Genomic DNA, 19538 nt, shown 5'->3' on the forward strand with positions numbered 1-19538 from the left:
TATGAGTAATTTCACGATATACACCATTGGTGAAATTGATTTCGTCTATACGGCTTTTAATGGGATCGCACTGATTTTTTCCAGCCACGGCTCAAATGAATGGATCAAATTTGCGGCTTATGCTGCTGCTATTGGACTCTTCTATAAATCAATGAAGTGGGTACTCGCCCCGAGTAAAACTGATGTCCCAATATTCTCATGGATTATGGGGCTGTTGTTCTATTCAATTGCCGTCATTAAAGCCGATGTCACGCTGGAGTCGGTGAAAACAGGCGAAGTCAGAAATATCGATGATGTCCCGCTTTTTATTGCTGCCTCGGGAGAGCTCACTACCGGTTTATTACATGGTCTTATTACAGACTGGCGGGCAGCGTTTGACCCGCTCACCCCGGTAGGACAGGTCACTGATACGCTGGATGACAGCTTGACACTGGGTCCAATGACCAAAATGGTCAAATATATGGAGTGGGGCGGGGAGTCGAGCGGGTTCTGTCAGGCATTTCCGAATACGATGAGCGGAAGCGAAAAACCGGTGACATTCGATGTGTGCAGAATAATTCAGTCTATTGCCCGAGACTGTATAAAAACGACCCAGGATTCAGAGGTTCAGACAGCACTCAGAGGCGTGGCGTTGAATGAAATCTATGCAACAGACCTTGGGTCCGTAATAAATGTTATGGACTCAATGACGGCCAACAGCCTGAAGACGGCCAGCGTCCCCATGGTGACATCTACCGGACTGCAGTATGCGTCGTGTACGGATGCATGGGCGGCGGTAAAAGCTGCATTCGCCTCGCCTCAAGGCGCTTCAATTATGAGAAATCTTGGGCAGATGAATCAGTTTGTTGCGCCGCAACAAGAGGATAATGGTCAACAAACTGACTTTATCGGCGGTGCGGCCACCACGCTTTTTGGAAGCGCAGGTCAGGCTCACAATATCACAACAGCTGCATTCGTTCTTAATCAGGTCGACAAAGGCGTTCTCCAGTACAGGAAGGCGCTAGGTATAGCGGCAGACTATCAGCTCTTCGAAGCGAGCATGAAAAGAACGAATGCAATGGTTAGTCAAGGGCAGCTCTGGCTCAACATTTCAGGCGCTGCAATATCGTTCCTGGAAATGTTCAGCTACATGGTCGCCCCTTTTGCTCTGATTGCGATCCTGTTTTTAGGGGGGGAAGGTATCGCTTCAGCCGCTAAGTATCTGCAGCTAATTGTATTCGTTAACATGTGGCCGATAACGGCAGTCATGGTAAACGCATACGTGAAGATGGTACTGAATCAACAGTTTGACACATGGACATCGCTGGGGGTTCAGACCACGATGAACTGGGCAAATATGGGGAGCATTCAGGAGACGTACGGCAGCTACCTGTCTGTGGCCTCAGCTCTGTATTGCATGGTGCCGATGCTGACTCTATTCCTGTTGACCACCAGCATTCACCCGATGATGGGAGCGTTGAAAAATGTCACACCTGATGCCCCAAACAATACCGGCCACGTCACACCAGAGGTTTGGTCGGCGGGGAATGCGGGTAAACAGTCCTTTGGTGACCAGACACACACCGCAGCCACTACAACAGGTGGTGGCATGTCGTCAGGAGGGCTTCTGGATTCTCAGACCAGGATGATGCCAACTCTTGGGTTGGGTGCATCGCTGAGTGATACAGTCAGAGCATCAGGCCAGAACTCGATAGGGACCGACAGGACCTCCACTCTCAGCTCAAAACAGGCGTTAAATGAAGCCTGGGCCAGTGCAACACAAGGTAATCGAACACAAACAGCAGGTTCAACAAACCAGGGCGGAATGAAACTTGTCGATGATGTAGCGGCCGGGATGACCAGAAATCTCGGAAAAGATACTGGAGTATCATCAGATGCCCTTAAATCTATGGCGGCCTCTGCCATCCTTAGCGGAATGGCAGACTTAGGTTTAAATTTGGGTGGTAAAGGTGGTGCAGGGAAAGGCGGTGGCGAAGAGGGGGGAGCAGGTTTATCAGGAAAACTTTTAGGGCAGATAGCAGCACGAATTCAAGGAAACAGTCAATTATCTGACGGTGCGAAAAAAGCCCTCACTGACAATCTGATGAGTAGCATGAAAAATGGTGATGGTTTTTCTAAGGACATAGCTAAGCTGGAGTCCAATGTGATCCAGAATGGTTTCTCTGACTCTGACAGTTACCAAAAAACGGCACAGAAGATGCAGGAACACGCCCAGGCTGTCACTAATAAAGAGAGCAATGCATTCAGTAAAACAGGTGAACAGGCTTCACAACTTTCAATGAATAGCAGTCTGAACATTGACGGGGCCAAAGTGTCTGACACCCTGAGTAAACCAGCGACAGCGCAAACTGTAGGTGATTGGGCGCAGGCTTCAGGTTTAAATCGTGAAGCAGCAGTGGGTAAATGGAACGAAATGAAAGGGACATTAAATGGCAGTAACACGCTGGGAGACACGAGAAACGGCAACGATGCATTTGTTAAAATGATGTTTAACGAAGCTGAAAAACTATCTCGTATGGATTCTGGTGAGACTGTTGCTCATAATCTGGGCGATATTAAACAAGCCTCTCAAATGCTTAAAAATGCTGTCAGTATCATGGGTGCCAATGCCGGGATTATCTCGCCTGCGACAGAGAAACTGGATCAGTTTGTAGGGCTGGGTACTGGTGGCAACTATGCCAGCGGGCAGGAACAGGCACAAACAGCTCCGGACACGTCCGCAGTGCCTTCTGCAGGACAAGTTTCTGGTAATGTTTCTAATCAGCAGGGTGCTGTAACCGGTGGGCTCGCTCAGCGAGAACAGGCTGCGAAAGCACAACCAACAACGGAAGTTGGTGGAATGACAGCTGGCACACTTAATGAGGGCGATGGCAGAGCTCACGTAGCTAATACCAACGGGGAAAATAACGGACAAGTCCATACTCAGGCAGATTCGCAAAAACTTCAAAGGGTCGAAGATACGTTACCTTTGGGGAACGTCAATGAGACCATAGACAAGGCTAAACAGGCAGCGGATACCGATAGTCCATTACAATCCGTAGTTGCAGGCACACAAAGTACAGTTCTGGGTGATGCAGAAACAAGTGATATCAATGCCTCGACTCAGCAAACGATGAGAGACATGCAAACGCATGATATGCCGAGAAGTGCGGAGACTTTCAGCCCGTCCGGGAACAAAGAGAAAGACTCCAAAAACGCCTTAAGCCAGGCGGCGTTACACTCCGAAGTTGCCCGCAATCAGACTGGTGAGGCCAGAGAAAACAGCCTTAAAGAAGCTGAAGCATGGCGTTCTACATTCAACCAGCTATCAGGTCAAAATTATTCATCATCCGATGTTGACCGTGTTTCCCGGTTAGCTTTGAACGGGAAAAATAATGGTTATGAAAATGGGCTTTCGGATGTTGTGAATAATGCCGTCAACAATACCGGCACCACGGCCACCAGAGTACCGACTGGGTCCTCTGATTACGAGCTGGGCGGAGATATGCGCGACAGTAACAGTAGAAGCCCGAACCTGAGGGATAAAGGGCAGGCAGCCAGAGAACAGGTGTTTGATAGCAACCGAACAGTAGCAAAAACGTTTACTGGAGCCGGTTCAGACCGTTATGTCGGTGATTCAATGAAGCTAGAAAACGGTTCATCCGGTCAAACGCTCATCGGCAACATGAGCAACAATATGCAGTTAAGACAGGCCAGCAATTTAGCTGAAAACAAACCTGGTATGACGGACGATAAATTAACCCAGCTTCGGGACGCGCAGGACACAGCAATGAGGACTGTCCAGAATAAACTGGCTGAAAACCCAAGATATGGGCCAGAAGCAGCAGCCGCTTACCCTGCATTTATCGCAAGCTTACCGGAAAGCATCGGAACCACACAAGGCCAGGATTTTGCGAAAGAGTTCTTGGATAAGCATCGAAAAAACTAATTAAAAGGCCCGTTTAAAAGCGCTGATCCCCATCACACACTCAGCGCTAATAAACACCATATTTCGGTTGATTTTGGCGAGGTGATTTGAACGGTGCTGAGCACCGTTCGTTTTAATATTAGCGAAGTATGGCGTAAACACGCTCCACTACAGGGCATACTGAAAGACTCGTTTTTACTCTGGCGAATGGTTTATCTGATGTAGACAGGGAAAATGTTAAGAGAAAAAATGGCTATTTATAACGATTTGCGAAGACTCTTTGTTCTTAAGTACAAAACTGTCCAACAATATCAAGGCTAGTCATCATGTCTCTGATTTTGTTCTTGTTCATAACACCAATATTCAGTCGAACGTAAATCTGTAATATCATGTTGATCATATTCAACCGGATTACGATAAGTATTGTTTGACGATTCCGAGACAACCCTATCGGTATCTTTCTCACGGGTACCGAAGAGCGGGTATTTGCGTCCTACAGTGATGTAACGATATACAAGCACTGCTAGGCAAAAGACATAGAAGAGCCCTTTGAAGTCGGAAAGTTCAAATCCAAACAGTTCGTACATCATTGGGTAGCCCTCTGTTATCTCTCATTTGATTAGATTATAAACTATTTAAACTCTCCTCCAACCCACTATTTTCATCAAGTCCGGATGCCGCCTTATCTCAAAAGGGGGCTTTACAGCCCATATCCTATGGTGTATCCGTTGATACAGAACCGTTTTTATCCATTAAGGGCAGGGGTAACCTGGCATAGCCCCGGAAAGTTACTTTTCAGCCAGAATGCGTGAGGGCGGGTTGAGTTAATGCGGTATATAGCTGCTTTATGACACAGGGATCGCGTCCCTACATAAGCCTGGACAGATGAATGAGGTTTCAGTGAAGGAAAGCTTACAAAAGGTGCAACATGTCTTCCGCTTCTAGAAAGCTATTGAGGCACTGACGCCACAAAGTATTGATAAAGAAAATGCTCGTGACATAGATAATCCAGCGTACATGGTGACATTCGACGGGCTGCTTCCCTGGACGGATACAGAGCATGTTCGAAAACCCGTCCCCTCAGGCAAGGTCTGGCGTTACTCCGCTCAATGCGGGATCTACAATATTTCGGTCGTAGCCGATCAGCTTGAAGAAAAGCTTGGTGCCCATGATGACGTCGCTGAAAGTCGGAACACTGGCAAAAGCCGGTTGTTCGATGTCAGTTTCAGCAATAAAGGTATCCCCCAGGCCACATCATTCATGTTGTCAATGCCCGCATGGGCTGCTTCACAGGTGTTAAATCATGACCAGGGTGTGAAAGCGTTGAAAACACCCGTCAGTCCGGACTTGACGGGGCTTCCCGCGCTGTCAGATACACTCCCGATGATGGACAGCGGATTCCCTGAATTTGATCAGCTGACCCTGCATATTATGCAATGGATTGATGCTGAAGCTGTCCGTTTACAGCGTGACGAGCTGGCAGCTGATGTTGCCTGGATTAAGACGCTTGGCGAACTGGTACTGGAGAAGACCGGTTTACCGGCACGCGCGGTGACGACTGCGGCCACCACATCACGAAGGAGTGTTGTCTTTCCTGTGCCGGGTGGCCCATTGACAGCAAAAATACCGGGTGTCTCAGCATTTTTACGCCACAGCTCATTAACGGCTAACTGCTGGCTGAACGCTAACGGATATAGAGAGGGCCATGTGCCGACCGGCGGTTGCGTGGGACGCAGTCTGTCAAATGCAGCATCTAACCCCTCCCCGGTTCGAACATCCGTTACCTGCCTGTTCTCCCGGGACACGGACGTCATGTAGTCAAAGAAACCTCTGCCAACATTTTTCTTTATCCAGTGTCCTTCGAGCGCCTCCATCTCATGAATGTAAAAGCTGTTTATCAGATCATCCGGTACAGCACTTTTGGTTTTTTCCTTTCCTTTCCCCTCTGTTCTGCTGCTGGCTGAGTTCGTTTTGGTACTCTCAACGGAGAGATTCACCTCATGGCTATTCTGTGAGATCCTGACTGTGGCGCACTTAACAAGGCAGATAGCATGCTGCTCCATTGCCTCATAAGGGAAACTGATTGAGCACAAGAACAGGGTTTTCTTAAACAAAGGCACTTTTACATGCGATAAGAAAACCATCCCCTTCTTTCCGCTTCACGATTCCATTGCAGGGACATCCATCATCGTTGCCTCTGCCAATAACGGCGCAGTAGAAAACATCTCGCTCGAACTCCCGGGTATTGACGCTGTACCTGAATGGGTACCAAAACAGTCAGATTATTTCAGCGAACTGGCTTCTCACCTGATGGGTAAACCAGCATGGGGGCTTCTGGCCGCAAAACTGGGTAATAAAGAAAACCGGGAAAATTTCCTGAATACTTTCTGGTGGAAAAAGCCCGATGAGCGGAATCAAAAACCGACAGTGCCTCCGGAGACATTCTCACCCGCCCGGGGTGAAGGGTTGCATTACCATCTTAATTTACTGAAGCCGACGCAGGGAGCCCGTAAACCCGCAATGTCCTGGTCAGAGGCTGTTATTCGTTATCAGAAAGCCACAGTCATCGAAGATGAAGCACGTCATGAGCTCGTCAGGTATTCAGAACTTGAAGAACAGATAAACAATCAGGAGCAGGCACTCATCCAGTGCGGGGAGAGCCGGGCCTCGATTAATGCCGCTCTGTCAGAACAGAACGGAATATACCTGGCGCTTTCCTCTGATGTTGCCGGACAGGAAGAAGCTGGTACCCGGTTACACCGGGAACTGGCGGAAGCCGATAAACGCGTCCACCAGCATGAGGCGAATAAACCAGGCATACTGATGGCGATTTTCTCACTGGGTAAAATACCGCGAGAGTGGTGGGGGCGTTATCAGCGACTGACCGATGAAATGGATTCACTGCGTACAACACTCGCCGAACATATTAAGGCGTTGACGAGCTCGCAAGCCCTCCGTGATGAAGCGCACAGTCAGACTGAGGCGCTTAAATCGGAGCTGGCGCTTTCTGTCAGCAGAGAGACAGCAATCAGGGAAAAGGTTGCCCGGGATATCTCGGAACTGGCAGAGGCCAGGACCATGATGGGGGATGCCTGGCCGGACCGTAACGCAACGGATGAACAAAGGGAACTGTCAGCACCATGGCTCAGTAAGAGATGGCGGGATACGCGGGAGAGGATGTTTCTTGCGGCACTGGATGTTCACCGCGCATTTATTGAATCTCACCCCGTTGAAATGTCAGCAAACCTGAATCTGGTGAGTGACTGGCTTAATGGTAAGGAGATACCAGATAAACAGGCAGCGCTTGCCCTTGATTCACTGAGTCTGGTTGTCCCCGTTATCTCCACAACGTTTGCGTCTGTTCCGCGCATGTTTAAAAAAATCGGCAAAGAAGCCATTGGGTGGTTACTGATTGATGAAGCAGGGCAGGCCCTTCCGCAGCAGGCAGCAGGAGCAGTATGGCGGGCAAAACGAACGGTTGTCGTGGGCGATCCAAAGCAACTGGAGCCGGTGAGTGGTATTCCTTCCTCTGTCGAAGGGGCACTTGCACAATCCTATGATATTCCAGCCAGCTGGTGGCCGGGTAAAATATCGGCACAGGTGCTTGCTGATCAAACGATGGAGCTGGGAACCTGGCTACCGGATGTTGAAAAAGGGCAGGTATGGGTAGGCTGTCCTTTACGAGTACACCGGCGTTGTGACGATCCCATGTTCAGTATCAGTAATAATATCGCCTACGGCGGGCTCATGGTGCATGGGAAAAAGCAAAGCACGTCGTGTTTGCCTGACAGTGGCTGGCTGGATGTTAAAGGTAAATCATGTGAAGGGAACTGGATCGCTGAGGAAGGTACTGCAGTAGAAAAGTTACTTTTGACACTGAAAGAGCAATACGGCATAGCACCTGACGACGTATTCCTGATTTCGCCATTTAAGGACTGCGCCATGAAGCTCAGAAAACTCGCTTCCCGGACCGGTTTCCGTTCCAACCGAACGGGGACCGTGCACACGACACAGGGTAAGGAAGCGGCCGTGGTCGTGCTTGTGCTGGGGGGAAACATTCAGAAAAATGGGGCAAAGTCCTGGGCGGCCAGCAAACCTAACCTCCTGAATGTGGCCGTGAGCAGGGCCAGACAGCGGCTGTATGTTATCGGGGAGCGTTCACTGTGGGAGAAACATGCCTACTTCTCATCCCTTTCACGAGAGTTAGGGCCACTGCAGGAAAAGATGCATAAGAATGCTGTGACAGAGCCCTGATTTGAACATTTAACGATGTCCATGAGGGAACCGGGCCCCCTGTTCTGGACTGAATGGGGCGTCCGGACATGGCGACACGCCGGTACCGGCACACCCTGCAACGGTGAGATAAAAGTGACTTTTACTGATTGCATCGTTCAGGGTTGTGGCGGTGAGTTGTTCGCGAGCTTACCCGATATCTCTGGCGTTTGTGGTTTTACGCGATCAAGCCCTGTCCATGCATTGAGTTGCATCATTTTCCCGTTACGCTGAAGACGCCGGTTATATCGTTCCATGAACTTGAAAATATAGTTGGCTCTGACGCGTGGGGTTCTGCTGTTATAGTCTGCAATTCCTTCAAAAACATTCCCCTTCCGGTCGATAATTTTCCGGTGCAGCCACCATGTACCCACCCAGAAAGAAGCACAGGGATCGTAAGCAAGCTCACGCCAGGTTATCGCGGGGAAGTGAGATTTTACCTCAGCCAGATTTGATGAATTGATCTGCATCGGGCCAATATCCCATGACCCATTGGTGTTGAGTACAAATGAACCAATCTTCCCACCTTCATTATCAAACAGAGTGAAAACCAGGTCACTGTCGATACCAAAAAAACGGGCTGCATCCGTTAAACACTGGTTCTTTACCGCCTCAGGTACGTTTTGGGGCCTCGGGCGATCCTGGGGCGGATTGAATGTGGTGCTGGCATTGACGGTGAATGTTGCGAACAACGCTGCGCCCAATAAAAATTTTGTCATCAACCCGCTCCTCAAAAGTAACTTTTACAGGTTACACGACCTCAAAAAGATTTTTTTCTCTCCCGGGGTAAAAACACCGCCTGGTCGGAAAAATATTTTTTCTTGTTTGGTACAGTAATTCAGGAGGTAGGAAATGATAAAACCTGTTGTTATTGCACTGACATTATTATCCATACCAGCGTATGCCGACGTTGAATTACCCGCTGAAGTTAAAGTAAAACTGGAAGCCCTCGGTATTGATGCTGTCACTGCTGAAAAATCACCGGTGGAGGGGATTTATTCGGTTTTCTCTAAAGAAGGTACCAGTTATGTCACTTCTGACGGTGCTTACATATTTACCGGTAATTTATTCCGGGTGAAAGGTGCTGATGTTGAAAACACAACTGACGAGTTTATCAGTAAAGGGATGAGAGCCTATATTGAAAAACTCGATACTATCACCTACAAAGCGCCTGATGAAAAATATGTCATAGGGATATTTACTGATATCACCTGTGGTTTTTGCCAGAAGCTACATAACGACCTGCAGTCCTATCTGGATAAAGGGATCACCATAAAATACATCGCATACCCTCGGGCCGGTATGAACTCCATGATTGCGCGGAACATGGCTTCAGTCTGGTGTACGGAAGATAAACCGGCCGCGTTGACTAAAGCAATGAAAGGGGATGGCCTGCCTGATAAGCAGCCAACAAAAGCCTGTATGGATTCGGTTCAGGACCAGTTCAATGCAGGGAACATGTTCAGACTTTCAGGCACGCCAGCGGGTTTAAGCCTGAAAGGGGAGCCTATGGTATTTGCGGGTTTACGAGACCCGGACCAAATGCTTAATAGCCTGAAAACGGCCAATCAGAAAAAATAACTCTCCGGGAGAGACGATGAAGAAATTTATGGCAATTGCAGCGGTCGTGGTTGTGTCATTTTCAGCACAGTCCAGTTTTTGTGATCAGAGCGGCTGCAAAGTTACTTTTGTTGATGTCGATGTCGACGGTACCGAAAAACCGATCATGCTGCTTGATGCTGCGGGAACTCCGACGAAGAGTTCTATGGGCCGGGTGTTTGATGATGTAAACACTACCGGTAAGAAAATACAGACCGAAATGAACTCATCAGTATCAGCATCAGCATCAGCATCAGGGCATTCAGACAAATCGTCGCCAGTGCAAATTAACAGGGTGTTAAGCCCGATAACTATCTACAGCGCATAATACGGAGCCTGTCATGGGATTAATAAGAACTGTGGTTTATGTGGGTATCATCGGCGGTATCTTTGCCTATTCACAAACAAAAGACAGCCTTGAAAATATTTCATTCCCGGATGCGGAGTTACCTTCATCAATCACCAGCAATAACCTGATGAAATCATCAGGGCTGAGTGACCATTACGCCTCACTGAAAAACAGCGGCCTTCCTGAACGAATGTCCGCATTACTGGATGATGCGCCTGATATCCGGGGTTCAGTCAATGATGTCGTCATGACGGCCGGAAATATCGATATCCAGAAAGTTATTCAGGATGCCGTGGATGAACTTGAAAGCAGCAGCCGAAAGACCAGTAAATAAATTGTCTGTCGGATGCATCAGTTGCATCGCGTAAAATTAAATAACGCACAGAGATAAATCATGGAAAATAAACAAAGCTCTAAAAAACGTACTTTGATTAATATTGCCCTGGTGGTTGGTGGCTTTGTAGCCGGTTCGGTGATCTGGGGACCTGGCAGTAACCTGATGAAATCGAATGATCGTACTAATGAGTCTATCAATAAACAGTCTATTGAGCAGACTAATATGATCAATACTTCAGCACTTACAGAGCCTCAGGCGAATCAGCCAGCCGGTTTAGTCCTGACAGAACAGGACAAAGAGTTGATTGGAAAGACGGCGGCTCAATATTTGATCGACCATCCTGAAAACCTGGTTGAAGCAGGTAAACGCCTGGAGTCTAACCGCGATGGGGAGAAAATGTCTAATGTAGTGAATACAAAAGACGTTCTCCTGGAATCAACCTACACACCAAACTACGGTCCGGATAATGCGGATGTAGCCGTAATCGAGTTTTTTGATTACATGTGCCACTTCTGCCAGCAATCCAGCCCGGTTCTTGAGAAGGCCATTAGCGCGAACAAAAATGTGCGAACGTTCTTTAAAGATTTCACTATCTTTGCAGACCGTACTCCGATTTCAGGTATGGGCGCGAAAATTGGTCTTTATATTTTCCGGACATACGGTCAGGATAAATATTATGAGTTTCATAATAAATTAATGAACGAGACCGGAATAGCGCTTCAGGCCAGAAAGGATTACTCACCGAAAAATCTGGCAACGCTGGTTCATGGGCTGGGGTATAAAGATATTCTTGACGAACACGGTAACTTCCTTCTGGCTGCAGAGCTACGTGACCAGCTCCAGAATGTGCTTGATGCGAACATGATGCTGGCTGATAAGCTCAATTATAGTGGTACTCCGGTATTCATCGTCATGAACATTAAGAATCCGCAAAACAAAACGACCACAGTAATGCCTGGTGCTCCCGAACTTTACAGGCTTCAAAAAGCCATAGACCTTGCTGCCGGTAATTAAATTGTAAGGGTTCTGTTTTTGTTATTTTATACATGGCAATAATTTACAGGGTGGTTTTTATGTTCGAACAAAATAATATTTTCTACAGTATGTTACTTTTGATTATTTTCTTATCGTACATGCTTTATAAAAGCATTAAGTCAAAAAAAAGATTGCATAACCGGTATGAGGAAGTCTATAAGGCTTTTCATCTGGCTGATTCAGAGTACAACGGCGGCATGAAAGACGCTTACAGAAACTTATCTTTAAGCAATGCGCATTTGAAGTTTTTGGCAGATTACTTCAACCAGGAGACGGTTAAGTTTGATGGCAGAAGCATAATCTGTGAAAGAGAAGATGACGTTCAGTATGTTTTTTCACTTATGTCGGAAAGTCATTTTTGGTTGAATAAAGCCATGAAAGACATAGATACAGTAGTTAATAATACAGATGTAATCAAAGATATTAAATTATCAGTGCCTCCGTTTTCTTCATTGGGTGGGCTGAAATTAATAGCGGATGAATTTAATCTTGAAAGTAAAGAATTTGATGGATTTTCCACTCTTAAAATCAAGTATGAAGAGCAAAAGGGGGAGTGATGACAGGGGCTTTGTTTTCACTTTCTGCTGGTGGGGCGGTGTTTGCCGCCTCTGTGATTATTCTCATTCTCAGTGCTATGCTATACGACAGTTTAACTAGAAGTCGTGTTAAAAATACACAATTATATGAATTTACAGCTTCGCCTGAAGTAGCAATTGCCACTCATCCAGACGGAGCTGTTCTGCTCTATCTTGATTTTGACGGCGTCCTGCATCGAAGGATGAATGAGTCCTTTGAAAGAATGCCCCTGCTTGAAGAAATTTTAACTCAATGTCCAGAAATCCTCATCGTGGTCTCCAGCAGCTGGAGGGAAACGATGTCTTTAGAGGGGCTAAAGCATCTTTTCCCAGTATCATACCGGAACAGAATCATTGGCGTTACACCTTCACTTCAGAGTGTACCGGATAGTGAATATATCCGGTACAGGGAATGTCTTTCAAATTCCCAACATCTGGGTATCAGTAATTTTATTATTATTGATGATGAGTCGCACCGTTTTCCACCTGGGTGTGAAAATCTGGTGTCAACAAAATATAGAGAGGGGATGACTGACGAAACAGTATCCGAAGTCATCATGAAGTATCGTCAGTATTTCTCCTGAAGGCGCGCGTTTCATATTCTGAATATGATGAAATAAACGCCGATTATGAAACGCAGAAAGTTACACCAGGGGTAAGGAGCTGGCATCAACGGATTACCGGGAAGGTTTAACAGAAAAAACAGCAACACATATTGTCCAGCGATCCCCGTCCCCCCTAGAATAAACACTCTATTAGAGTCACCTGCTGATAAGGATGAACATACATGCCTGAAGAGTTTGCCATGAGAAGAGGAGGGGCAATATGTCGCTGATTACCATTGTTCTTGTATTCATGATAGCGATAGTTGTTACTGTGTTTATATCTCATTTGTTGCCCGTAAAAATTCCATTACCTTTGATCCAGATAGCTGCGGGGGCTGGTCTCGCTGCCGGAGGCTTCCAGGTTGATTTCGATCCGCATATCTTCCTGCTGTTGTTCATTCCCCCTCTGTTGTTTCTGGATGGCTGGCGAATACCAAAGGATGCGTTTTTCAGTGATCTGAAACCCATCCTGTCACTGGCGATTGGACTCGTTCTGGTCACCATTATTGGCATTGGCTGGTTTATTCACTGGCTTATCCCGGCGGTTACGGTGGCCGCCGGATTTGCGCTCGCTGCGATTCTGTCACCAACTGACCCGGTGGCCGTTTCTGCCATGACTGCAAACTCTCCGCTGCCCTCACGAATGGCGCATATCCTCGAAGGCGAATCCCTTCTAAACGATGCATCCGGCCTTGTGGCATTTAATTTTGCGATTGCTGCAGTGCTCACCGGTACCTTCTCCCCGGGAGAGGCGGTGACTAAATTCTTCCTGATGGCCTTCGGTGGCATTCTGAGCGGTCTTGTGGTCGTCTGGGTAACCGGTAAGTGCAATAATTTTCTGGTGAAACGGACACGCGAAGAACCGGCCATTCAGATACTGATTAGCCTTCTTATCCCGTTTGCGGCGTATATTCTCGCTGAGGCATCCCATGTCTCGGGGATCCTGGCTGCCGTAGCCGCAGGCATCGCTATGCACTATGAGCAGCTGTCGGGGCCTCGTTTACCGGCCACACGCATGAAAAGCAGTGCCGTGTGGAATATGCTTCAGACCACGCTAAACGGGATGATTTTCCTGATGCTGGGCGAGCAGTTGCCACGTATGTTACTGACCCTGCCAGATGTGGCACAACAGGCAGGCGCTTCATCCCCGTGGTACTTACTGCTGTATGCTGTGGTTATCACACTAGCCCTTGGCGTGATGCGTTTCATCTGGGTATGGCTGTCCATAACCCTGACGGTATTTCGTCAGAAACGACGGGGTAAGGTCACGACTGCGCGCCCCCGGTTCACTGCGATGGCCGTGATGGCTCTCGCGGGTGTGAAGGGTTCAGTCACTCTGGCGGGGATACTGACGCTTCCGGTCGTACTGGATGACGGGTCACCATTCCCGGGCAGAGAGTTGCTTATCTTTCTCTCAATGGCGGTGATCCTGTTATCACTTATTGTGGCAGCTGTAGGACTTCCCTTCATGACACGCTCTCTCGGAGAGGATTTGCCTCATGACGCCGGTAGCGGCAATATCGGTGCAGCATTGACTGAAGCGGCCATCAACCGACTGAGCGATTTGCTTAGCCAGCCTGTCGATGATCCCGATGAGCAGGCATTACGAGCTGATGCCGGAAATATGCTCCTTGAGACATACCAGCGGCGGCTTCACTACAACTACAGCGATGAACAAACCGACGTCGGACTGGAGTTGATGAAACGCACCAGGCTTGAGAAGTTTATGCAACGTGAGGCTATTATCGCGCAACGTAATGAGCTTTTCCGTATGCGAAAGGCCCGTACCATCAGCGATACCGAATTCCATCAGACGCTCAGGGCGATCGACCTCAAAGAAGAGAGTCTTCATTAACAGGTGTCCGTATCAGTCCTCTCTGTTCAGCGATGAGTGGGGAGGCTGAAGGCTTTGTTAATTCAACACTCATTATCAATTATTGTGCCTGGGGAATTATTCATGTCTGAAAATATTGTTTTATACCACTGTAACCATTGTTCGGGATCCGGGACATGTAGCAATGGAGCCAACGGGAATTCATGTGTGGTATGCGTAAAAAGAAGGCAAGGTATGGGAGAGATACCACGTTACTGGGGCTTCCAGCGAAAAAGGTATCTTGAATCATTCACCGGGCTGGCATGCGGTTGTTGTGGGGGGATCGGTAAGGCTGAAATCATGACCGCAAGAATAAATGGACGAATAACTTCGGTATTAGGGATCATAATGCCATTCTTTCTAATACTCCTGACATTTTTGTCCTCGGCCTCTGGAAATACAAGGCTGTTTGATGTTTTTTCAACACTGGCTTGTTCCGTCACCGGCACAGTTATTGGGTATTACTTCTCATCGAGTAAAAACAGTTCGTAATGGTGTTAATGGGTCAGGTGGTTCAGATACTGGGAGTTACGGAGAAAAGTTACTTTCAATGCTTGTTTCCGAGTGAAGAAGTATGGGGGGATTAAAGCGCTTTCCGGCGCCGGGGCTTCAGTCCGGGTTCTGACAGTTGCGGGACAATGGCCTAGTTTCGCAGGCTGGTTAGTCACTCGAATGCCCCGTAAGATAAAAATTTTAAAGCGAGTGAAGCAGGAGAATGTTTTATCCCGGGGCTGAGACAGTTTGTTAGCCCGCCTTGCTGATAAGTACAAATATTTAATTTTACAGAAGAGTTTTCCTGATACGAACTTCCTGGATGAAAAGGGTAATAGAAGCCACAATGATAATGGAAAAAAATACGATTTTAGGAATATCGTAATTGAACACGGTGGTGAACTTATCATTGTTATATAGATGGTTGTTCCTGTAAGAGAACGTTTCGTAGATATTCCCCCAAATTTCGAGGGCAGATCCGACAGATAAAACAATAAATAAAAATGAGCAGTTAACTCTTATGCTTTTTCGTTTCCTTCTTCTGTTGAAAAATAAGGCAGTAATAATTACCGGTACAGCAAAGGCGATTAAGTCCTTGAAGCTGAAAGTTGATAAAATTTCCATATCTGAAATCCTTTAATGTACTCCTGGAAAAGTAGGGCGGTTTTCGATCGTCACATCACAAAAACAGACCACGAAACCGCAAAGGTCAAAGTTCTCGCTAGGAGTACTACTGCTACCCATATACCGTTATACCTCTTTACGGCATATCGTCAACCCGCGTACTGTAGACTTATTGAGAATTTGCAGACCACCACGGCGAAGGTCGTCGGTGCCAGCTACGGGGAAAGGGGATCATCTTGTTCGTAAATATTGACTTCGACAATAAATCGGCAGTTGCCAGTATTTCGTTAGAAGGTTGGGCTCAGCCGCTTGTCGAATTCCTCGCACGGTATTTTACCATCCATAAAGACATGCTTCATCTGGACTACTCCCACCTATCAACTGAGAACTCTGGTGTTAGGGTTACGCATTGGCTATATGGTTCGCAAACTGAGCGTGAGCACTTTATTTACGAATTCGAGAACGCGGCACAGCACGGGCAGATAGCGCTGACCTTAAAAATTCTCGGACACGGACCCACGGGGATCGAGAAGTCGCGCTCTATCTTGGACCAAACTTCTTACCGGTGCGCCCAGGAGACCTTCAGTGATTGCATACTAAATGGCGATCCCTCGGCGTTACGCGAAACCATTGTAGCGAAAATCGAGCCGCGTGCTATTTGGGTTGAATGGTTGCTCGAAAACCGTTCATGTTCTCGGAATAAATATTTGGCCGATCATCAGATCATGAAGGCGTTGGTGGTCAATACTTCCGAGGAAGATTGCATCTATGTTCTTCAACTTGTCGCCCCTACTCACGGAGGGAATAATTGGGCTTTCGATCAACTGATCCTGCAGCATTGGCAGTGTGTATGTGACTACCTGGAAAAAAATATTGACAGGTCGTCGGACTATTCAAGCAACAGAAGGCCTGAGTTCGTCTTAACTCTATTTGAGAATTCGTCGAAGGTGCAGACGTCCCGGTGGGTCTGTGAACAGGTTTTTGAACGAGCCGCTCCGGCAGTCTTTCCTGAGCTAATCGAACATTGCTGTGCGATCTTGCCGGAGGATGTACGTAATTTGTTCCTGCGCTGGAACATCCATTCGAAGAAAGAGAAGTATGACTATATCAAGGGGTGCGTTGCCAAAGCCTTCTCGAGGCTTGCTACATTGTACGTGGACACCATACCCTCGGACCTCGCGCTTGCTGCGGCCTGGCACAAGTTTGGAGACCCAGCGCGATCTAGCCAGCAAAGCGTCGCTGCCAGCCTCAAAGAATTGCCATCTCGGTCGTGGGACCGAGAATCGCTGTGGACACAACTAGGCCCGGCCGCCCGCGAGGCCTGGCGACAGGATCTGTTCGAACAGGTGAATGAGGATCCAGAATTAGCCCAGGGGCTCCTCAATTTTGCTTGCCTTTGGCTCGAGCAGACGGCATTCGCCGAAGTTGAGCCAGTGCTTTTGCGATTGATGGATGACGAGGAACATCTGGCGTTTGCGAATCGGCTTGTCAGCACTGATGTAAGGCAACTGCAACTGAGGTGCAAGGGACTACTGCGGTCCAAGCAGGGTGCACTGGACCTAGAGGGGCCGGTAGGACGAGGCGAGGGAGCCACAGAGTTGCCTAGCGTAGGAGCCCAAACTTGGCTGAGCGATCCTTCTGTGGAGCAAGTCATCTATAGGGCGCTTAGCCAGATTGAGGAAGAATTTTGTCGCGAATATTCGGAGACCTGGGGAGAGGACGAGGAGGCCCATACGGCGCGCCTCCTGACTCTGACGATGGAGGCGATCGGCAATGTGAGCAACCAGTTGCGCCAACTCTCAATTACGACGCGGGGGAGGTATCCGAGCTTAACAGTGAAGGTGCGTCAACCCAGCAAGCGGGAGGAAGGGGCGAATACACCAGCCGGTGCTCCGCTGGGGGCAGACGTGCTGTTCCTGAGCCGTATCGTGGAAAAGGGGGAAACAGTTATTCAGCGTGCGACCCTTATGCAGGTAAAAAAGCGCAGAGGCACTGATTCGGGACGGGGGTTCAGTTCGAGGGTAGGCATCAACCTGAAGCAGTGCGAGGACATACTCAAGCAGTCAGAACACGCCTACTATCTGTTCGCGACTCCGGCCTCGCCTCGCCCGGTTCTCTGGGTTGCCCCAGCGCGGCTCGTTAGGAATTTGACTCAGTTGCACACGAGCAAAACCTCGGTTTCGGCGTTGCAGGTGCGGGACGCCAGCTGCTCCTACGCGGATTTTTTTCTGCACGAGCTTATTGGCCTGTGGGCTGGCGACGAGCATGAGGACATCATCGCCGTCGCCAATGGCGATCCTCGGCTTGGGCGAACACCTCGCCACATTGTTGATATCGAGGTTCGCCGCCAATCTGATCAATCATAGTGTGTCTGGCATGATCCCCATATCATGGATCAGCATGCCAGCATGCTTTATGTTCAGAGTCGTCATGTTCGAATTAAGGTCTTTCATCATCAGGATTCCACCGTATCGCACATACTCCCTTAATCTGCCGTTGTAGGAAGCGCTGGAAGCGATTTTAAGCTGTTCTCTTGGACAGGTGAGATAAGCCATTCCTTTAAGAAGATCGTCCTCTACAGCGTTCAGATAGACGGGAGAGGCGGCGATGACAAAGCTATCATGCCGGTACAAACTTAACAGCTCCGCAAGAGAAGTTACTTTTCCCGGCAGAACAGGGTCGGAGGTCAGCATTCCCCAGATGCTGGCGCTCTTTTTTCCAGGCTGAGAAAACGTCGCTTCATAAGGGATTGCGGGGTCAGAACTGTGCCGCAGGCCCAGACCTGCAGAAATAACCCAGAGGCAGATACGAGAATGTGAGGCTGCAATAGACTTAGCCGTATTCCAGTGAGCGCCACGGTATATATTTTGGGTTTCAGTAATTTCATCTTTACCCGAAGTGTATCTGGACTGCACAAGACATTTCCATTGCTGGTACGCATTCCATATATCCGGAATATTGTAGGGAAATACAGTATCCAGAACCGGGCCGTTTTTACTTTTCGCACATGTAGTAATGAGATGTATTTTCGACATATTTATCAAGGATTTTTTACACAGGTTAAGTCACTTAAATTTACTGAATGTGCAAGAGCGGTAAGTTCAGTATGGTTAATTTTTCCGTAAAAATCATCACTCATAAAGTTCAATAAATTAAAGTCAAGCTCTGCTGGTGGGCAAAGGGTACCAGAAGCGTATTGATACTCAAGCCCTCGAACATGGAATATCCCGTGAGGGGCATCCTCTGCTAGTTTTTCACCGGAATAATACCCAACCCACATCCTGAGTCGGTAATCCAGAGTAAATTCGCCTATCTGAATCCAGAAGTGTGGATATAACTCAAAGTTTGTTTTTGGGTTTTTAACTACCCCGCACATTCGTTGATGAGAAATGCCTGCATGATTTAGAGCACTGCTTATCATTAATGTATGACCATCGCACTCAACGGGTGCATTCTCAATAGCCTGTAAGAGATTATTTAACATTACAAGGCAATCGGGCATAAGGATATTGGTCATATAAATACCTATTCCGAAATTTCTAAAAGGAATTCATTAAAGAGATTATCATCGTACAGTGGGTATAATTGCTTCATCATACCAAAACCGGAGATAGCTGCACTTCGCAAGCCGGGATAAAAAGTAGGCTTAGTGATAAGATCGCTTTCATTCTTCAGCACACCTTCGAAGCAGCCATAATCTTCCCCAAACTCCTGAACTATCATCCACCGGCCATCCTTGCATTCAACTACCATAATAGCAGATTTGGGGTAGTCGCCAGCAGGGGTCAACCAATCAAAATGGTAGTGGGTGATAGTTTGATAACTCTTATGGGGGTCAGTTTGGATATCGAAAATTATTGTACTATAAGG

Annotated in this window: 16 protein-coding genes; 11 read left to right on the forward strand and 5 right to left on the reverse strand. The window is 47.8% G+C overall.

Annotated elements, in window-relative coordinates:
• Window position 1: 1 nt before the first annotated feature.
• Complete coding sequence (locus HMPREF1144_RS14755; protein ID WP_009653229.1) at window positions 2–3928, forward strand: conjugal transfer protein TraG N-terminal domain-containing protein; 3927 nt, start codon at window positions 2–4, stop codon at window positions 3926–3928.
• A gap of 296 nt (window positions 3929–4224) precedes the next feature.
• Here the strand turns inward: HMPREF1144_RS14755 and HMPREF1144_RS31585 are convergent, their stop codons facing one another.
• Window positions 4225–4497 (reverse strand): hypothetical protein, encoded by a 273-nt coding sequence (locus HMPREF1144_RS31585; protein ID WP_071532273.1) that lies wholly within the window; start codon window positions 4495–4497, stop codon window positions 4225–4227.
• 427 nt (window positions 4498–4924) lie between these two features.
• Here HMPREF1144_RS31585 and HMPREF1144_RS14760 point away from each other — a divergent pair, with 427 nt between their 5' ends.
• Window positions 4925–5725: a hypothetical protein gene (locus tag HMPREF1144_RS14760; protein WP_009653218.1), complete on the forward strand. Its 801-nt coding sequence runs from the start codon at window positions 4925–4927 to the stop codon at window positions 5723–5725.
• 492 nt (window positions 5726–6217) lie between these two features.
• Entirely contained in the window at window positions 6218–8161 is a 1944-nt protein-coding gene (locus HMPREF1144_RS14765; protein ID WP_009653237.1) for a DEAD/DEAH box helicase, read from the forward strand.
• A gap of 137 nt (window positions 8162–8298) precedes the next feature.
• Here the strand turns inward: HMPREF1144_RS14765 and HMPREF1144_RS14770 are convergent, their stop codons facing one another.
• A complete protein-coding gene (locus tag HMPREF1144_RS14770; protein ID WP_009653227.1) occupies window positions 8299–8898 on the reverse strand; it encodes a lytic transglycosylase domain-containing protein in 600 nt (199 codons plus the stop codon).
• Between the two features lie 133 nt (window positions 8899–9031).
• Between HMPREF1144_RS14770 and HMPREF1144_RS14775 the strand changes: the two genes are divergently transcribed.
• From HMPREF1144_RS14775 to HMPREF1144_RS14815, 8 genes are all read left to right on the forward strand, one after another.
• Window positions 9032–9760 carry a thioredoxin fold domain-containing protein gene (locus HMPREF1144_RS14775; protein WP_009653217.1) on the forward strand — a complete coding sequence of 243 codons (729 nt, stop codon included), beginning with the start codon at window positions 9032–9034 and terminating at the stop codon, window positions 9758–9760.
• 16 nt (window positions 9761–9776) lie between these two features.
• On the forward strand, window positions 9777–10106 hold the full coding sequence (locus HMPREF1144_RS14780; RefSeq protein ID WP_009653221.1) for a hypothetical protein: 330 nt from the start codon (window positions 9777–9779) through the stop codon (window positions 10104–10106).
• A 13-nt stretch (window positions 10107–10119) separates the two neighbouring features.
• Window positions 10120–10461 carry a hypothetical protein gene (locus HMPREF1144_RS14785; protein WP_009653225.1) on the forward strand — a complete coding sequence of 114 codons (342 nt, stop codon included), beginning with the start codon at window positions 10120–10122 and terminating at the stop codon, window positions 10459–10461.
• Window positions 10462–10521: 60 nt separating this feature from the next.
• Window positions 10522–11478 (forward strand): DsbA family protein, encoded by a 957-nt coding sequence (locus HMPREF1144_RS14790; protein ID WP_009653228.1) that lies wholly within the window; start codon window positions 10522–10524, stop codon window positions 11476–11478.
• 59 nt (window positions 11479–11537) lie between these two features.
• Window positions 11538–12056 carry a hypothetical protein gene (locus HMPREF1144_RS14795; RefSeq protein WP_009653226.1) on the forward strand — a complete coding sequence of 173 codons (519 nt, stop codon included), beginning with the start codon at window positions 11538–11540 and terminating at the stop codon, window positions 12054–12056.
• Window positions 12056–12658 carry an HAD domain-containing protein gene (locus HMPREF1144_RS14800; protein WP_009653244.1) on the forward strand — a complete coding sequence of 201 codons (603 nt, stop codon included), beginning with the start codon at window positions 12056–12058 and terminating at the stop codon, window positions 12656–12658. Before HMPREF1144_RS14795 ends, HMPREF1144_RS14800 begins: the two co-directional genes overlap by 1 nt.
• A 241-nt stretch (window positions 12659–12899) precedes the next feature.
• Complete coding sequence (locus HMPREF1144_RS14805; protein ID WP_009653248.1) at window positions 12900–14534, forward strand: Na+/H+ antiporter; 1635 nt, start codon at window positions 12900–12902, stop codon at window positions 14532–14534.
• Between the two features lie 1370 nt (window positions 14535–15904).
• Complete coding sequence (locus HMPREF1144_RS14815) at window positions 15905–18034, forward strand: hypothetical protein (protein ID WP_009653215.1); 2130 nt, start codon at window positions 15905–15907, stop codon at window positions 18032–18034.
• On the opposite strand, the gene HMPREF1144_RS14820 is transcribed toward HMPREF1144_RS14815, so the two are convergent.
• The 3 genes from HMPREF1144_RS14820 to HMPREF1144_RS33025 all read right to left on the reverse strand — a co-directional run.
• Window positions 18029–18703: a hypothetical protein gene (locus HMPREF1144_RS14820; protein ID WP_042927826.1), complete on the reverse strand. Its 675-nt coding sequence runs from the start codon at window positions 18701–18703 to the stop codon at window positions 18029–18031. The two genes, HMPREF1144_RS14815 and HMPREF1144_RS14820, sit on opposite strands and share 6 nt — an antisense overlap.
• A 5-nt stretch (window positions 18704–18708) precedes the next feature.
• Entirely contained in the window at window positions 18709–19185 is a 477-nt protein-coding gene (locus HMPREF1144_RS31595) for a hypothetical protein (protein WP_071532275.1), read from the reverse strand.
• An 8-nt stretch (window positions 19186–19193) separates the two neighbouring features.
• Window positions 19194–19538, reverse strand: a 345-nt coding sequence (locus HMPREF1144_RS33025; protein WP_227500443.1) for a hypothetical protein, incomplete at its 5' end; no start/stop codon positions are given.

The sequence above is a fragment of the Klebsiella sp. OBRC7 genome, assembly GCF_000293135.1.
Lineage (GTDB): Bacteria > Pseudomonadota > Gammaproteobacteria > Enterobacterales > Enterobacteriaceae > Klebsiella > Klebsiella michiganensis.

Bases quoted from the DNA above. Each gene is read 5' to 3' on its own strand.
- HMPREF1144_RS14805 (WP_009653248.1), top strand. From the start codon at position 12,900: ATGTCGCTGATTACCATTGTTCTTGTATTCATGATAGCGATAGTTGTT.
- HMPREF1144_RS14775 (WP_009653217.1), top strand. From the start codon at position 9,032: ATGATAAAACCTGTTGTTATTGCACTGACATTATTATCCATACCAGCG.
- HMPREF1144_RS14755 (WP_009653229.1), top strand. From the start codon at position 2: ATGAGTAATTTCACGATATACACCATTGGTGAAATTGATTTCGTCTAT.
- HMPREF1144_RS14790 (WP_009653228.1), top strand. From the start codon at position 10,522: ATGGAAAATAAACAAAGCTCTAAAAAACGTACTTTGATTAATATTGCC.
- HMPREF1144_RS14760 (WP_009653218.1), top strand. From the start codon at position 4,925: ATGGTGACATTCGACGGGCTGCTTCCCTGGACGGATACAGAGCATGTT.
- HMPREF1144_RS14785 (WP_009653225.1), top strand. From the start codon at position 10,120: ATGGGATTAATAAGAACTGTGGTTTATGTGGGTATCATCGGCGGTATC.
- HMPREF1144_RS14795 (WP_009653226.1), top strand. From the start codon at position 11,538: ATGTTCGAACAAAATAATATTTTCTACAGTATGTTACTTTTGATTATT.
- HMPREF1144_RS14800 (WP_009653244.1), top strand. From the start codon at position 12,056: ATGACAGGGGCTTTGTTTTCACTTTCTGCTGGTGGGGCGGTGTTTGCC.
- HMPREF1144_RS14820 (WP_042927826.1), bottom strand. From the start codon at position 18,703: ATGTCGAAAATACATCTCATTACTACATGTGCGAAAAGTAAAAACGGC.
- HMPREF1144_RS14770 (WP_009653227.1), bottom strand. From the start codon at position 8,898: ATGACAAAATTTTTATTGGGCGCAGCGTTGTTCGCAACATTCACCGTC.
- HMPREF1144_RS31595 (WP_071532275.1), bottom strand. From the start codon at position 19,185: ATGACCAATATCCTTATGCCCGATTGCCTTGTAATGTTAAATAATCTC.
- HMPREF1144_RS14765 (WP_009653237.1), top strand. From the start codon at position 6,218: ATGGGTAAACCAGCATGGGGGCTTCTGGCCGCAAAACTGGGTAATAAA.
- HMPREF1144_RS31585 (WP_071532273.1), bottom strand. From the start codon at position 4,497: ATGATGTACGAACTGTTTGGATTTGAACTTTCCGACTTCAAAGGGCTC.
- HMPREF1144_RS14780 (WP_009653221.1), top strand. From the start codon at position 9,777: ATGAAGAAATTTATGGCAATTGCAGCGGTCGTGGTTGTGTCATTTTCA.